At 51.8% G+C, this 16324-nt stretch carries 15 protein-coding genes; 2 read left to right on the top strand and 13 right to left on the bottom strand.

Features of this window, described 5'->3' with window-relative positions; translation table 11 throughout:
• Positions 1-16 precede the first annotated feature (16 nt).
• The 9 genes from SR894_RS04280 to SR894_RS04240 all read right to left on the bottom strand — a co-directional run bounded on the left by SR894_RS04280 (position 17) and on the right by SR894_RS04240 (position 9401).
• Positions 17-460, bottom strand: coding sequence for a tripartite tricarboxylate transporter (locus SR894_RS04280; RefSeq protein WP_133732930.1), 444 nt, complete (start codon positions 458-460; stop codon positions 17-19).
• Positions 461-579: 119 nt separating this feature from the next.
• On the bottom strand, positions 580-1635 hold the full coding sequence (locus SR894_RS04275) for an ABC transporter substrate-binding protein (RefSeq protein ID WP_133732931.1): 1056 nt from the start codon (positions 1633-1635) through the stop codon (positions 580-582).
• A gap of 81 nt (positions 1636-1716) precedes the next feature.
• On the bottom strand, positions 1717-2631 hold the full coding sequence (gene kdgD, locus SR894_RS04270; RefSeq protein WP_133732932.1) for a 5-dehydro-4-deoxyglucarate dehydratase: 915 nt from the start codon (positions 2629-2631) through the stop codon (positions 1717-1719).
• A gap of 191 nt (positions 2632-2822) precedes the next feature.
• On the bottom strand, positions 2823-3833 hold the full coding sequence (gene yiaK / locus SR894_RS04265; RefSeq protein ID WP_133732933.1) for a 3-dehydro-L-gulonate 2-dehydrogenase: 1011 nt from the start codon (positions 3831-3833) through the stop codon (positions 2823-2825).
• Between the two features lie 80 nt (positions 3834-3913).
• A complete protein-coding gene (locus SR894_RS04260; RefSeq protein WP_133732934.1) occupies positions 3914-5422 on the bottom strand; it encodes a tripartite tricarboxylate transporter permease in 1509 nt (502 codons plus the stop codon).
• A 15-nt stretch (positions 5423-5437) separates the two neighbouring features.
• Complete coding sequence (locus SR894_RS04255) at positions 5438-5953, bottom strand: tripartite tricarboxylate transporter TctB family protein (protein WP_133732935.1); 516 nt, start codon at positions 5951-5953, stop codon at positions 5438-5440.
• 19 nt (positions 5954-5972) lie between these two features.
• Positions 5973-6917 (bottom strand): Bug family tripartite tricarboxylate transporter substrate binding protein, encoded by a 945-nt coding sequence (locus SR894_RS04250; RefSeq protein WP_166650417.1) that lies wholly within the window; start codon positions 6915-6917, stop codon positions 5973-5975.
• Positions 6918-6953: 36 nt separating this feature from the next.
• Positions 6954-8294, bottom strand: a complete 1341-nt coding sequence (locus tag SR894_RS04245) for an enolase C-terminal domain-like protein (RefSeq protein WP_133732937.1) — start codon at positions 8292-8294, stop codon at positions 6954-6956.
• Between the two features lie 345 nt (positions 8295-8639).
• Complete coding sequence (locus SR894_RS04240) at positions 8640-9401, bottom strand: metallophosphoesterase (RefSeq protein ID WP_133732938.1); 762 nt, start codon at positions 9399-9401, stop codon at positions 8640-8642.
• A gap of 1112 nt (positions 9402-10513) precedes the next feature.
• Here SR894_RS04240 and SR894_RS04235 point away from each other — a divergent pair.
• Positions 10514-11275: a M48 family metalloprotease gene (locus SR894_RS04235; protein ID WP_133732939.1), complete on the top strand. Its 762-nt coding sequence runs from the start codon at positions 10514-10516 to the stop codon at positions 11273-11275.
• Between the two features lie 92 nt (positions 11276-11367).
• Here the strand turns inward: SR894_RS04235 and speG are convergent, their stop codons facing one another.
• Both speG and SR894_RS04225 read right to left on the bottom strand, forming a co-directional pair.
• The gene (speG, locus tag SR894_RS04230) at positions 11368-11919 is read right to left on the bottom strand and encodes a spermidine N1-acetyltransferase (protein WP_133732940.1); all 552 of its coding nucleotides are present in this window, start codon (positions 11917-11919) and stop codon (positions 11368-11370) included.
• A 75-nt stretch (positions 11920-11994) separates the two neighbouring features.
• Positions 11995-13215, bottom strand: coding sequence for an NAD(P)/FAD-dependent oxidoreductase (locus SR894_RS04225; RefSeq protein ID WP_133732941.1), 1221 nt, complete (start codon positions 13213-13215; stop codon positions 11995-11997).
• A 114-nt stretch (positions 13216-13329) separates the two neighbouring features.
• Between SR894_RS04225 and ltaE the strand changes: the two genes are divergently transcribed.
• On the top strand, positions 13330-14337 hold the full coding sequence (ltaE, locus tag SR894_RS04220; protein ID WP_133732942.1) for a low-specificity L-threonine aldolase: 1008 nt from the start codon (positions 13330-13332) through the stop codon (positions 14335-14337).
• A gap of 29 nt (positions 14338-14366) precedes the next feature.
• Here the strand turns inward: ltaE and SR894_RS04215 are convergent, their stop codons facing one another.
• Positions 14367-14981 (bottom strand): LysE/ArgO family amino acid transporter, encoded by a 615-nt coding sequence (locus SR894_RS04215; protein ID WP_133732943.1) that lies wholly within the window; start codon positions 14979-14981, stop codon positions 14367-14369.
• 155 nt (positions 14982-15136) lie between these two features.
• Positions 15137-16309 (bottom strand): mannonate dehydratase, encoded by a 1173-nt coding sequence (uxuA, locus tag SR894_RS04210; protein WP_166650418.1) that lies wholly within the window; start codon positions 16307-16309, stop codon positions 15137-15139.
• Positions 16310-16324: the final 15 nt, after the last annotated feature.

Genomic DNA, 16324 nt, shown 5'->3' with positions numbered 1-16324 from the left:
GTGGCACTCGCTTCGGTCACGGTAAGGTGATAGTGAAAAGCTTGGCGAGAATGAACCAGGCCAGACTAGGTGCGACGATGGCATTGACCACCACGATGGTAAGGGCCTTTTTCGTCCAGTCATGCAAATAGAGCAGTGACATAAGGAATACGAAAGCTATCGAAACCATCAGAAAGCCATAGCCGGTGTAGGGGAATAGATCACCCACAACTGCCATTAAATAAAAATACGCCGCGATCAAGACGAGCGTGCCGAAGAAACGGAAATTATCCCTAGCTTCACCCACAATGGGCAGTGTGCGCTCTCCTCGTTTCACTGATGCCATGAAGGGAGCTACCTTTGTCGTTAAAATCAAGACAAAGAGTCCCGCCATGATCCAGTGAATAATCCTCGGGAAAAACAGGTGGGAGGTCTCGAAATCGATTGAGACACTAAGCAGACTTGACAGACCTGATTCCATAACGGCTCCGGGCATAAGCAGCAGGGTATCCTGCTTACCATTGTTCTTTCTATAGCGGTTCTATAGCGGCTCACGCATAGGTGAGACACCCGCCGCCCACGCAGCGAGTGCCATACCCTTTACTGGATGTTGCTGATGATTTCTTCGTAGCGAGCCATCTTATCGGCGAGATACTCAGAGGCTTCATCAGAAGGCTTGAAGTTGGGGATAAAGAAAGCGTTCTTCTGAGTCTCCTGTATTTCACCTTCCGCATAGATATCCGCTAGCGCTTCATCGATTTGCTCAACAATCGCTGGATCCATGTCTTTGTTGTAGAGGAAGAAGAACTCCTTATCGAATGTAAAACTCTCGTCATCGCCCATTGTGACGTGCACGTTTGGCTCTACATACTCCAACAGTTGCTCACGAGACGTTTGGCCAAGCCCCTCTTCCGGAGCCTGTTCAATGGTATCTTGACGGGCCGTCAACCAGACAAAACGCATTGCTTTCTGATCGTCCTCAGGTAACCGCGTGTACTGCTCGTTAGCCTGCACGGTGCCATTAATCACATCGGCTTGGCCGTCAAAAAGTTGCTGGTTTTTGTCGGATTGAGAACCGGTATTGACAGCAACCAGGTTGTCTTCCTGCCCAGGATGCTCAATAGCGATGGCATTTTTCAGGGCACTGAAACCAATCTCCGATACGCCACCCGGCTGGATAGCGACCCGCACAGTCTCACCATTGCCTACTGCAGCAATGATGTCATCAAGGGTCTGGTAAGGTGAATCTTTAGGCACCAGGTAGGCATTGCCTGGGTTGATTGCAAGCGTTGGCCCGACGGTATATTTCTCAAAAATATCGTCGTAACCTTCTACGCCATACAGATGGCCAAGGTAGGACTGATCATGGAAGATCATCAGCGTATTGCCGCGAGAGTCCCGGTCAAGTGTGCGGAAAGCAGAGCTTGCGCCAACGGCATCCACCTTCATGTTGAGATCCAGCCTTTCAGCTAGCTCATCCACCACAATAGTAGAGTTTTGATACGTATCCCCGCCTGTGGACGTTGAACCGATGACAACACGAATATTGCCCCGCAATGGGCCATCTTGGGCCATGGCTACGCCAGCGCTGACACTCAATGCTGCTATCAGCGCTGCGGAACCGACACTTGTCATTAATTTATTAGAAACGATCATACTTTCACCTCTTTCGCTCGTTGTTAAATTGTTATAGCTCAGTGGTTTAATGAATTAATGGCTTAATGAGCTGGTGCTTTATTACGGCTTAACGCTATCAATCAGCTTTTTAAGCTCCTGACACTCCTCTTGGGTTGGCATTGTCAGCGGCGCGCGAACACTGCCGGCGGGACGGCCAACAATCTCTGCGCCTGCTTTGATCAGGCTAACGGCATAGCCCGCTTTTCGATCCCTGAGGTCTACGAAAGGAATAAAAAACTCGTTAGTGATTTGTTTCACAACGTCTTTATTACCTTTACGCAACTCCTTGTAGAACTTCACTGCCATCTCCGGCACGAAGTTGAAAACAGCCGATGAGTAGGTATTGACGCCAATAGAGACATAGGCCTCGGCAAAAATTTCAGCCGTGGGCACGCCGCCGATATACACCAAGCGGTCACCCACGGTTTTGACGATTTTGTTGAGCGCCTGAATATCGCCTTTGCCATCTTTTAGCCCCACCAAGTTGGGACACTGGTCGGCGAGCTGCTGAACAGAATGAGCATTCAGAATGCCATTACCGCGGTTGTAATAAATCACGTTGACTGACGTGGCATCACAAATCTGGCGGGCATACTCCACCAAGCCATCCTGCGGGCACTCGGTAAGGTATGGCGGCATCAGCAGAATGCCGTCAGCGCCCGCTTCTTCGGCCGCTTTTGCAAAGGCCTTGCCGGTTTCAACGCTTAAGCCGGCGCTGGCAATGACGGGCAAGCGACCGTCGATTACTTCGACAGCGACGCGAACAATCTCGCGATACTCATCAAGTGACAGGTTAAAAAACTCCCCCGTGCCACCCGCGACGAAGACCGCCGAGATCTCGTGGCTGATAAACCACTCAAGCCGCTTGCGGTAGCTCGCTTCATCGAAACGACCTTGACTATCGAAATCGGTAATCGGGAACGATAGCAGACCATCGCCGATGGCTTTTGTTACTTCTTGTCTTGAAAACGTCACTTTGCGCCCTCTTTAAAATGTGTTGACCACTGAATGAGCAGACATCACTAGCTAGCCAACAACCTTATGTCATACATCATACAACCTAGAAGATAAGTATCCTGCTCGCAGGGTGCAAGCAGAACTATCGAAATTTAAACCAAAGTAGCAGCCATCCCCTGTAAACCTGTTGAGGATTAAAACGCCTTTAACTAATCACCCGCCAGCTCGCAAACAGAGCGCCATAGCATGTCATCGACAACAATCGACCTCTCTCCATATCGCTGATTAGCGGTAGACTCGCCCGGCCAGCGCACTGGCCGCCCCGGCTCGGCTGGCGTGGCGGCGGCCAGATGAGACTGAATGCCTTCGACAATGCTATCGCAAGCCTCGCGGCCGCCGAGCTGCTCAGGGTCAAACACCATATACACTTGGCTGCAACCGCCACCACTGCCGCGCTGAACCTTATCAATCGCATGGCTAGGACGCCCTTGAGCGAGCAGTGCTGCCAACGCATCCAGTAGAATCGACAAGCCAGAGCCTTTCCAGTAACCGGTCGGCAGCAAGCGGCGCGTCGCAGCGATCGCCGCAGGATCACGGCTCAACTCTCCACGCTCATCAAAACCGCCATCAACGGGCAACCGCTCGCCCTTCAACTGAGTCGTCTGCAGCTTCCCATAGGAGAACTGAGACATCGCCATATCGAGCACCAGAGGCCCGGTGTTATGCGGCACGGCCATCACCAACGGGTTATTGCCAATCGATTGGGAAGCACCACCCCAGGCAGGCATACACGACTCGGTATTGGTCCACATAATCGTCGCGAACCCCTGCTCAACCGCATGCCAGCCATAGCTTCCGCCCCGCATCCAGTGGGTTGTATCGCGTAGCGCCACCAGCCCCATACCATGCTCACGCGCCAACGCCATGGCACGCTCTGTGGCATGAAGTGCATTGACCACACCTATTCCAAAACCTCCATCAAGCACCTCAATCGCGCCCAATCGCTGGACAAGGCTTGGCTTAGCGTCGATATCGACCCAGCCTTTCCCAACGTACTCAATGAAACGCGGAACCCGTCCGATACCATGCGAATGTACGCCGTCGCGGGTACTTTCAGCATGGATTTGCGCGCAGGTCTTAGCATCAGCGGGCTTTAACCCCGCCTTCAATAATGATCTTTCAATCGTACTGCGCAACGTCTCAAAATCGATATTAGCCATTACTTACCCCCACCATTAAAAAAGCCCACTCCGCGAGTGGGCTTCAACACCCCAGCCGCCTCGAATGGCGACCATGGATTTCAAGCAGCGTCAGACGCCGCGTCTTGTTGACGAGTACGGTAGTTCTGCCACAGTGTCAGCGCCAGCAACCCTAAGGCAATGACTAAAAAGGTAACGCTGATGGGCCGCGTGAAAAACGGTGTCCAATCACCACCGAAGGTCTGCAGCCCCCGCCTCAAGTTAGATTCCGCTATAGGCCCCAGAATTAAACCCAGTATTACCGGAGCGGTTCCAAAGCCATATCGGTTGAGAAAATAGCCGAGCAATCCAAAAGCGAGCATTATGTAGAGGTTAAAAACATCACCATCAACTCCGTAAACACCGATGAAACAGAAAACAATGATAGCCGATATCAACTGCTTTCTTGGCACGAGCAGTACACGAACAAACAGCTTGATGCCTAAACACATGATGATAAGCATGAAGAAGTTAGCGACTAAGTACGCTAAAAATATCCCGTAAATGATGCCGCTCTGGCTTTCAAATAGCATCGGCCCCGGCGTAACGCCTTGAATCATTAAACCACCCAATAGAACAGCCGTCGCGGCCTCGCCGGGGATGCCCAGCGCAAGCGTAGGAATTAACGCCCCACCTAATAAAGCATTGTTCGCGCTCTCAACGGAGACAATGCCAGCACCATGCCCCTTACCAAACTTTTCAGGTGTTCTAGAAAAACGACGTGCTTGGTCATAGGCTACCAGTGAGGCGATACTGCCCCCAGCGCCAGGCACTGGGCCCACGACAGAACCAGACACGATACCGACGAGAAGGGCGCGCCAATTGCGCAGCGTTTCAATAAACCGCGGGCGTGCAATATCGACCTTATGGGGGCTATTCTGAAGTTTATTGGAGGGGTCATATTCGAAGGCATCTTTCAGCACTTGTGACACAGCGAATAACCCAATCAGCGCCGGTAAAAGGTTAATCCCGGTCAATAAAGAAAGCTGTCCAAATGTAAAACGGTCGACCCCCGCAATAGGATCTGTACCGATGGTAGAGCAAAAGAAACCTATCAGGCCTGCAATCAACCCTTTAAGGAGAGACTTGCCGGCAACAGAAGCAATAATGACTAGCCCGAAAATGCTCAGCGAAAAATACTCCGCAGCACCAAATCGCAATGCAAACTCAGCGATGGGTGGTGCGAGAAGACTTAACACCACCATACTAGCTACACCGCCAAAGAAAGAGGCAACAATTGCCAGCCCCAGGGCTCTCCCCGCTTCCCCCTTTTGAGCCATTGGGAAGCCATCGAACGTCGTCGCGACCGAGGATGGCGTCCCTGGAATATTCAACAATATGGCGGGTATCGAGCCACTGGCACCAGCACCACACAGGGTACCCAGCAGCATACCAATACCCATCACAGGCGGCATTCCAAAGGTTACCGGCAATAATAGGGCTATCGCCATGGCCGATGTTAAGCCAGGCAATACCCCCATAATAATGCCTAGGAAAGTCCCACCGGCAATCGCCAATAATGTACCCAACTGGAAGACCAGCCCCAAACCATCAATATAACCCGTTAGCATCTCACTTCTCCTTCCTCAATCCGGCAGTGGGATATTGAATAGTTCGGTAAATACATAATAGATAACCAATGATAAAGCTAACGCAAAAACTGTATACGCTGCTAGGTTTCGAAGTTTTCGACTATTGCTTAATTTTTGAAACTCACCGCTAGTTATGACAAGACAAACGACATTTAAAAAGCAAAATATCGCTGTGCTTGCGATATACCCCAGCCGCTCGAAAGAGTTGATATAAACAATAATCAAAGCCACGATGGTCAGCCATTGCAAAATGCCTTTCTTCGGAGCAGAGGCATTAAGGGCTGTTGTGTCTTCCCGCACTCGCCTTGCAACAAGCCATTCGTAAGAATCACGTATTAAGCAGGGCACGGCACACACAAAAATCAAGCCAGAAATCAACTTTGGAAAAGAAGCGGGGGAAAGCCCCCCCGCCATGCTGACTGCTGGCAGCGTAGTGGCCATATAAAACCCAATTGCCGATGCCACCACAAGAAACAGATCAAAGATCGGTTTACCTATATCCTTTGCCATCAGTCGCTAACTCCTTATTTTATTTAGCAGCTAAGTCGCCAGCACTCTCTTTCATCACTTCAGCAGATTCAGCGATAAACGCCTCTAACTCATCTCCATACAGCGGTACAATATCCAAGCCCAGATTCGAGGCAGTCTCTTCGAAGGATCCTTCTTCTACAATTTCTTTGATGGCGTTGACCCACGCTTCCTTAGCCTCTTCCGGTAGGCCATCAGGGCCCGCGATGCCGCGCCATACTGTCAGAGACAGGTTGTAGCCTTCCTCCTGGAAAGTAGGGACATCGGGCAACGACTCGCTACGCTCTGCGTAGGACATACCCAAGGCTTTCAGACGACCTGACTCCAGCGCCGAGCGAAGTTCCGCCCCACCTAGCACCACGGCATCCACGTGCCCGCCCATAGCAGCGGAGATAGTCTCAGAACCGCCGGGGTAGGGAATAAAGTTAAAATCGACTTCAGCGGTATCAGCAAAGGCCACCGCCGCGATGTGAGCTGATGACCCTACCCCCGAAACCCCAACTTGCACCGAGGTGCCTTCCTTCGCAGCCTCGACCATAGCGTCCAAGTCGGCGTATTCACTGTCTTCACCAACAGCGATGACATAGGGCTCTTCAAGAATCTTGGCGACAAAATCAAAATCTTCGTAGGTAAAGTCAACATTACCCAACGCCTCCAAGGTCAGCAGTGCATTACTGGCGGCAGCTAAGGTATAGCCATCTGCATCTGATGCCTGAGCACGCGTCAGCCCCACGGCTCCGCCGCCGCCTGAGATATTGCGAATGACCAAGTTGGTATCGAGTTTTTCTTCCAGCAGCGGCTGTAGTGCGCGGACGAAGGTGTCGTTGCCGCCACCGGCTGAGAAGGGCACGATCATATCGATGTTTTGCTCAGGATATTCAGCAAATGCACCAGCACTGGCCATCATTGCTGTTGCCACAGATAAGCTTAGCGCTAACTTTTTCATTGTAATGTCCTTCTTTGTCATGTTTAGAGTATTCACTCAACGCACTAACGCTGGCTTTTTCGGATCAAACTTCCAGTCATCTATCAAATACTGCATTGCCATCGCATCATCCCGAGCACCAGCAGGCAGTGAAAGATAGAGCTTATTCGCCTCCTCTATGGCCTTCATGTCGATATCTACACCCAGCCCCGGCGCATCGGTTACGGCCACTTTGCCACCCACAATCTCAGGTGGATTGCGAGTCAGGCGAGCATCACCCTCCTGCCATATCCAGTGGGTATCAAGCGCGGTTGTGCGCCCCACGGCGGCAGCCCCCACCTGGGCGAACATGGCAAGCGAAATATCGAAGTGGTTGTTGGAGTGAGAACCCCAGGTCATACCATGATCCTGGCAGAGCTGGGAAACACGCACAGCACCGGAAAGCGTCCAGAAATGCGGGTCGGCCAGAGGGATATCCACTGAGCGCAGCATCAGCGCGTGAGCCATTTCCCGCCAGTTGGTGGCGACCATGTTGGTGGCGACAGGCAACCCGGTGGCATGGCGAAACTCAGCTAAAATCTCGCGACCGGAGAAGCCTTGTTCCGCCCCGCAAGGATCCTCTGCATAGGCAATCACACCGTGGAGATCCTTGCACAGCCGGATCGCCTCTTCGAGCGACCAAGCACCGTTAGGGTCAATGGTCGTGCGCGCATCCGGAAACGCATTGTGCAGCGCCGTGACGGCCGCTATTTCTTGCTCGCCAGCCAGAGCCCCGCCCTTTAACTTAAAGTCTTTAAAACCGTATCGATCATGCGCCGCCTGAGCTAGTTCAACGATGTGCTGAGGGGTCATGGCCGCCTCGTCACGCAAACGGTACCAGTCGTGATCCAAGCCCCCGGTGCCACGTCGAAAATCCAACGGCGTAGCGTGCCCATCACCGATAAAGAATAAGTACCCCAGCACGTCAACGCTGTCACGCTGCTTGCCGTTACCTAGGAGCTCTGCCACCGGCACTCCCAGAAACTTACCCATCAAATCAAGTAACGCCGCTTCAAGCGCGGCAACTGCATTGATGCGAAGCTCGAATGTCCAGGATCCTTTGCCGAAATCTTCAAAATCGGCACTCCGTCCGGCATTGTGTAACGACGCAATCATGGAGCGCATTTTGCCGATCGACTGACCGACCACCATCTCTCGCGACTGCTCAAGAGACGTTTGAATCGTCTCGCCACCTGGGGCTTCCCCTACCCCTACATTACCGTGGCTATCTTTGAGAATAACCAGGTTGCGGGTAAAATACGGCGAGTGCGCTCCACCGATATTGAGTAACATGCTATCGCGCCCTGCCACGGGAATGACCTGCATATCGGTTATCGTGGGAGTGTCGTGACTCGACATAAACAATTCTCCATTAGGCGGTGTTAGCGCGCAGATCAGCATCCCGCTCATTGCCGTCACAGCCCTTGTTGATCAATCGAAGACTTTAAAAACACCTTGAATATCAAGCAACTGCAAAGATGGCGCGACACGTTGCTCTCAAACTCACTCTTCGTTGCTTTGCATAGGCGATCCAATTATTCAGACCAATATGTCATACATCATACAAACAAGAAGATAAGTAGCATGACTTTCAGACGCAAGCTGCCGTGGTGAAAATTAAACCAAAGTAGCACTTACAGGCATGACTGCCAGCGATTGGCTAATCATCTATTGAAAATACTAAGCAGCTGATTTTATTTGTTTTTATATATCAACCACACAGTCTGGCTTAAACAACGCGGGAGTAAACTCATCAGGATATCCGCCGGGATTGGCAATGATACGCGTGCCATTCCGCAAAATATCCACGGGTTCGTGAACATGCCCATGCACCCATACATCCATATTGCCCATTAAATGAGGCAAATGGGAGGCAAACGCGGGGGATAACGCGTCGCCCAGATATTGATCAGGAATACAGTCATGCAGCGGAGCATGATGACTAATAACTACCTTAGGGCCAGCAAACGACTGGGACAGTTCTTTTTCGAGCCAAGCGAGTGCTTCAGCGTGTACCTGCTGGCTCGCCTGAGGTGTGAACGTAACGCCAGGCGAGGCTTGAACGATTTTAAAATCGGGCATGTAGCGCAGCGCCTTAGACTCAGTATCGGCGGGATTTTGAGTTGGGTCACCGGCGTATAACGCAAAGTCAGTCCATAGCGTAGTACCGTAAAAGCGTACGCCATTGAGGGTAATGGCACGATTATCCAGCAGTTCAATGTCGAGCCGCTCGGCTTCGAGTGCCAGCTCATCACGCAGCAGCGGCAGGCAGGTACCGTAGAACTCATGGTTGCCTGGCACATAGATAATCGGGGTGTCTGGAAACTGAAGGCGCGCCCAGGCAAGGCCTTCGCACTTACGGTGAATGTCCCCCGCCAGAACCACCACATCGGCCTCCACCTCCGGCAGCTCGCGGTTTCCGTCAAAAAATTCCAGGTGCAGGTCAGACAAAATACGCAGACGCATCGGGCTTTCCATAGCAAATACCTATTTAAACTACCTTAGCCAATCTTACCCAGCCTAGGGCACTTTGTCGCAGGGCATCGGTGTCACGCCAAGATATGCTGCACTGCAACAAAAATAGGCTATAATAACGATGTCGTCCCAATAGGAGGACCGCACAATGACTTTTTTAATAACCCCCCCTGCACGCGATAATGAAGTTCTAGAGTTCTGGAGCTTGAATGCTCAGTGGCATCGTGCCGCAGTTGAAGCGCTGAAAGCCTATTTAGGCTAATTCAGGTGCTTTTGCACCCTTTAGACCAAAGATAATCACCGAAGCCGGAATATTTTCCGGCTTTTTTATGGCTATGAAAACCTTTTCCATTCAAAGACCTAATATCGTCATTTCAGCATTTGTAAGCCATGGCTTACGAAAAATGGCAAATCACCTACATCGTTAGGACTAGCCCTTCGCAAAAAAAGCTCTTAATATCTTACCGCAGCTAAATTGCTGCTTCGCATAACACAAGCTGTGTACAACATGCGCTTTTACTGCATGAGTTTTTACAACATCATTTTTTACAACAAGGTCTCAACAAATTTCTGCCCCCCTGAAAGAGGAATAAACGCCATGCAACACTTAATCACCCCAGCACAAGCGTTGGAAGCTGATGTTATGGAAGTGTGGGCGAAACGCGCTCTGCAGCAGCGCGCGGCACTTGACGCTATTAAGGCTTATCTGCGTTAAGCATATAGAACCCGCATGCTGTTTCAGCTCCATACAACGCCTCGTTTACACGAGGCGTTTTTTTAGCCTTACAGCCAGATGATTTGGCAATTTCGGCCTTAAATCAAGCGGCGCTCCTCGTAAAGATGCATCGCTTTAATGTTTCCTACCGCTACGATTAATAACACTTTGTGTATTTTTAAAGCGGTAACAATCAGCGCAATGTCTAGCGAAGCATTGACTTTAAGTGCAACGTTTCGATGTTCTTAGCCAATCCCTATAAGTCAATTTTCGATAAGGTATGGAGTTACATAAAGGATTAGTCTAATATTAGTTCGGCTAATAAAGGCGCAATACTCAACGTGCAAACTCTTCTTGTTATGCACGTACATTGACGAAGGAACGGACGATGCAAAAACCTTTTTTGGTTCGCAAAACATCTTATGTATTAGGTTTAGCGGCGACTCTCGCTCTTAGCGGCTGTCAATCTGGCGCTGATCTCGGCGGCTTAATGTCTGCGGGCTCCAGCTTAGCCGGCGCTGCCACGATGTCGGATCAGCAAATGCAACAACTAGGCGATCAAACCATCGCTCAGCTTGATTCCCAGAACCACCTTGTTGCAGACGATAGCCAGTATGCACAACGCTTGGCCAAGTTAACCCAAGGCTGGGAAACAGTCGACGGCCATACGCTTGACTATAACGTTTATCGAATAGAAGAAATGAATGCTTTTGCGGTACCCAACGGATCCATTCGGCTGCATAGCGGGCTGATGGATGAGATGACCGACGATGAAGTGCGTTACGTTATCGCCCACGAGATCGGCCATGTCGCATTAGGACACTCCAAGCGTGCTTTCCAGGTTGCCTATGCGGCTTCCGCTGCACGTGAAGCAGCTGCGGCCAGCGGTAGCACTACCGCCGCCGCACTATCAAGCTCTGAGCTTGGTGACTTGGGCGAAAAACTGATCAATGCTCAGTTCTCTCAAAGCCAAGAGAGTGCAGCTGATGACTATGCCATTGAGCTAATGCAGCGCCACGACATGAATGCAGAGGCTTCAGTTGCAGCCCTACGCAAAATGGAAGCCAAATACGGCAACAACAGCAGCGTCTTCTCCAGCCACCCAGCCGCGGGTGACCGTGCAGAGCGCCTAGAAGCTTCGTTCCAGTAAAGCTCAGGCACCGGTACTCCTGCCAAGTTAGTCTTGATAATGAATGGCAGGAGTATTGGTTGCTAGGGTTTAAAGGTTTTTTCTTACCCCCACTAAGCCCATTCGCCACCCTCTTCTTGCTGCTCGGACAGTTGCGCTAGGTAAGTGTCCTGCAAGATATACATCCGCTTTACATCGCGGTACTTGCCATTGATAAAGAACTCCTGCACCAAGTGGCCCTCTTCTATAAAGCCACTCTCCTCGTAAAGATGAATCGCTTTAACGTTCTCCACCGCCACAATGAGGTATACCTTGTGCAGGTTTAAAATGGTAAACGAGTAATGCAGCGCTTGGCGAATTAACGTTCGGGCAAACCCTTTGCCCTGATGCTCTGGGGTAATAATGATTTGAAATTCGCCGCTGCGATGGATGTAGTCGATCTCAATCAGTTCTACCAGACCAATGGCATTTCCATGGCTATCTTCCGCGACAAAGCGCCGTTCGGCGTTGTCATGGATATGCTTGTTATACAGCTCCTCCAGCTCATCGAATGACTCGTAAGGCTCTTCAAACCAGTACGACATAATGCTCTGGTTGTTATTTAGCTCATGAACAAAGCGCAGGTCGTTGCGCTCCAGTGCACGCAAATAAAGTGTGTGGCCCATTGCCCGCTATCCTTATGAATATCCACTCAGGATACTCGTTTTAAGCTTGTTCGCTATCCGCTTCTTGCATTTAGGTTAGGCTATTTTGGCCAGTCGCCTAAATGAAAACAGCTCTGCCAAAGGGTGTTCTCTACCCTCTATAAGCGCTCGCAGCAGTTTGGCACCTATCATGCTATAGCTGATGCCGTTGCCGCCGTAGGCCATAGCAAAATGCACGCGTGGGCCTAGGGCGTCATGCGGGCCGAAAAAAGGCAGGCCGTCGTCGGTTTCAGCAAAGGTGCCACCCCAAGAGAATGTTGGGTTGATATCGAGCTTAGGCCATAGCGTTTCTATTTTAGCTGTTAACCCTTCGGCCTTCTCTTCTACCCGCGCATCGCGGCGCTTGGGAATATCTTCATCGTCGTCGTCTCCCCCTACGAGAAGTCGCCCATCACAGGTAGTGCGCATATATAGGTAGGGGCGCGATGATTCCCACACCATGGTGTGGCGCAGTTTGCCCAATGCCTCTGGCGGTAGTGGGTCGGTGATCAGCGCATAGCTGCTGCGATTGACGGCCACCTTTTCTGGCAGCCAGGCTTGCGACTCATACCCTGCGGCCATCACCACGTACTGACAACGCAGCTTGGCACCATTGGCGAGCGTGAGCGTGACGCCTTGATCATCCGGCGTCATCGTCTCCATTTGTGTGCGGTCATATACTTCTCCTCCACGCTCGACCACCCTGGAAAACAGCTGATATGCCATGCGATAAGGATCAATAGTGGCGGCTAGCTGAGTAAGAATAGCGCCGGGTGCCTCAAAACCGTACTCCGCCAAAATAGCCTCGCGTTCAACCCACTCGGCTTCAAAACCGTGTTTTTGGCGCAGCGCCAACTCCTCCTGAAGCGATGCGACATCCTCTTCGCTACTGGCATAGTAAAGGCTTTGCTGACGCTCAAAGTCCACATCGCCCAGCCCTGCCGCCAGGGACTCAAGCTCGCCAATCGCCTCTGCACAGGCGCGGTAAGCACGCACTGCATCGGCTTCCCCGTAGCGCTCGGCTAGCTCTGTCATATGGGTGTCAATTTCGTACTGCAGCAAAGCAGTACTGGCGGCTGAACTGCCCCACCCCACATCCCGGCGTTCAAGCACCACCACATGGTGACCGTTGCGGCTTAGCTCATCAGCAATCAATGCACCCGTAATACCGCCACCAATCACAACAACCTCGCATTGGTGATCGCGAGTCAGCTGAGGAAAGGTTTTCAACAGGCCATTTTTGACTGCCCAAAAGGGATAACCACTTTTCAGATCCATCTGTTTGCCTTTGCTTGAGAGACTTGCAGTATGCTGTTAACCATAGATGGTTCCCCAGAACTTGCTTGAGAAAACGCTTCCGAGTGATTGCTCCACACAATAAAGGAGATGCGCATGATTGATTTACGCAGTGATACGGTGACCCGTCCGACCTCTGCCATGAAAGACGCCATGATGGCCGCCCCGGTTGGCGATGATGTGTGGGGCGATGACCCAACGGTCAACGCGTTTCAAGCAAATCTGGCCGAGCAGGCAGGCAAAGACGCGGCGCTGCTGTTTCCTAGCGGCACACAAAGCAACCTAGTGGCGCTAATGGCCCATTGCGAGCGTGGCGATGAGTACATTGTTGGGCAGTCGGCCCACACTTATCGTTATGAAGGCGGTGGCGCAGCGGTGTTAGGCAGCATTCAGCCACAGCCCATCGAGAACGACTCCGATGGCACGCTGCCACTGGAAAAAATCAGTGCCGCGATTAAAGCCGACGATTTTCACTTTGCGCGTACTAAGCTGCTGGCATTAGAAAACACCATTGGCGGCAAAGTGCTGTCCACAGACTACGTTTTAAGAGCCACTGAGCTTGCCCGCGAGCGTGGCCTGGCAACGCATTTAGACGGCGCGCGCTTATTCAATGCCGCTGTCGCAACCGACACCTCGCTCAAGCAGCTCTGCCTACCGTTCGATAGCGTGTCGCTGTGCTTCTCAAAAGGCCTGGGTACGCCAATAGGGTCGGCGCTGGTGGGCTCACAAGCATTGATCGACCACGCTCGGCGCTGGCGTAAAGTGGTGGGTGGTGGCATGCGCCAATCAGGTATTATCGCCGCGGCCTGCCAGTATGCGTTAGATCACCACGTGGCAGACTTAGCCGACGATCACCGCCGTGCAGAGCGCCTTGCAGCGGGCTTAGCAAAGCTGCCAGGAGTCGAGATCAGCGCTCAGGCAACCAATATGGTATTCGCGCATTTTCCCGACGAGCATGTAAAGCCACTCTCCGCCTGGCTAAAAGAACACGGCATTTTGATTGAGCTGCTTTACGCCACGCGTTTCGTTACCCATCGTGATCTTGATGACGCAGATATCGACAAAGTCATCGCGGTGATGGAGGCCTACTTTAGTCGTCATTAAAAACGAGCCGCTATCAACCAGTAAGCGGCTTAGCTAAGAGAGGATGCCCCTAAAGCAAGATGCACGGCGATGCCGGCCATCATCAAGCCAATCAGGCCATCGATAATGCGCCATGCGATGGGTTTTGAAAGCCAAGGCGAAAGCGCAGCGCCGCCCCAGGCCAGCAGGCTGAACCAGAGGACGGAGGCAGTCGAGGCTCCCGCCACAAAAACACCGGCGCTCTCCTGCTGGGCGCCAATGGCGGGTATCAGCAGCAGCGTATCCAGATACACCTGAGGGTTAAGCACGGTGACGGCAAGGGTGGCGAAAATCACTTTGGTTAAGCTGCGCGCTTTGCCCGCTTCGGCACTTAACCCTTGCCGCCCGCTAAAGGCTCTAAACAGCGCCTGAGCCGCCAGCCAGCTTAAAAACACTACGCCCACCCAGCGCATTGCCTCCAATGCGTTGGGCATCGTCAGCAGAAAAGCACTCACCCCAAACATGCCCGCCGTGAGCAGGATAATATCCGCGCTGATACACAACCCTGCCGACCACCAGTGGTACTCACGACGAATAGCCAGCCCTAGGATATAGGCGTTTTGCGCCCCAATCGCCATGATAATCCCGCCGCACACCACTAGCCCGGTGATATAACTTTCCCACATTGCCCTGCCCCCATTGCCGGAATTAGCGTCGCGTTAATTAATCTGGCAATAAAGTAACCGGGAATGCTGATTGTTAAAAATCATCCTGCTAATGGGGTATTAGTTTTTCTTATACTCACCCTCTTACACACAGCCTATCTATTTTGATTCCAAGGCTATGGTTTGTTGGAACGTTTGAACTGAAGCGCACGCTCAACACCACGAATTTCCGCCATGCCGCGCAAACGCCCGATTGCCGGGTAGCCAGGTTTAAAGTCGCTGCGCAAATCACTCAACATCGCATGACCATGGTCTGGACGGAAGGGAAGTTGTTCGCCCCTTTTTGCTTCAATGTCCAGAATGATATCGACCAGGCGAACCATATCGGTATCACCCTCTAAATGGGCATCTTCGTGGAAACTGGCCCCATCTGCTTCCAAGGTAGTATTTCGTAAGTGTAAAAAGTGCACTCTATCTGCCTGTTCTTGCAATATTGCATGCACATCGTTATCAGCTCGTACGCCCAGTGATCCAGAGCAGAGCGTGAAGCCATTTACCGTCGAATCAACCATATTCGCAATGTCTCTTAAGTCCTGAGCGGTTGAGACCACTCTCGGCAGCCCGAACAGAGAATACGGTGGATCGTCTGGGTGAATCGCTAATCGAACGCCGGTATGCGCTATCTTTGGGATAACTCTTGAGAGAAACGAAGCGAGGTTTTCTCTCAAAACCTCGGCGGTAATGTCTTTGTAGGCAGCGAGCCGCTCGCTGAAGCTATCGAGACTGTAGCTTTCTTCAGCGCCGGGTAGGCCAGCAATAATAGTATTCGTTAGCTCCTCAACCTGATCTGCGTTCATTTCAGATAGGCGAGCCCGGGCTGATTCCTGCGTTTTCTCGTCATAATCTGACGCTGCGCCGGGGCGCTGCAGTATAAGCAAATCAAAAACGACGACGCTAAGCGCGTCATACCTTAAGCATAAGGCGCCATCAGGTAACTCATGGCGCAAGGACGTCCGGGTCCAATCAAGAACCGGCATAAAGTTGTAACAGATGGTTTTTATGCCAGCCTCGGCAAGGTTAATGGCACTTTCTGCCCAGGCATCGGCCAGTGTTTCCCAACCATGGGCGTGAGTCTTTATATCCTCATGTATCGGAATGCTTTCTGCCACTGTCCACTCAAGCCCAGCAGCTTCGATAATAGCTTTACGCTCCATGATTTCACTCAAGGGCCACACACAACCGTTCGGTAAGTGATGCAGAGCCGTCACAACACCAGTCGAGCCCGCTTGTCGTACATCTGACAAGCTGATTGGATCGTCCGGCCCAAACCAGCGCCATGTATGTTTCATCAATCTTCTCCCCCG

The sequence above is a fragment of the Vreelandella neptunia genome, assembly GCF_034479615.1.
GTDB lineage: Bacteria > Pseudomonadota > Gammaproteobacteria > Pseudomonadales > Halomonadaceae > Vreelandella > Vreelandella neptunia.
This window is presented reverse-complemented; position numbering and strand designations above follow the sequence as displayed.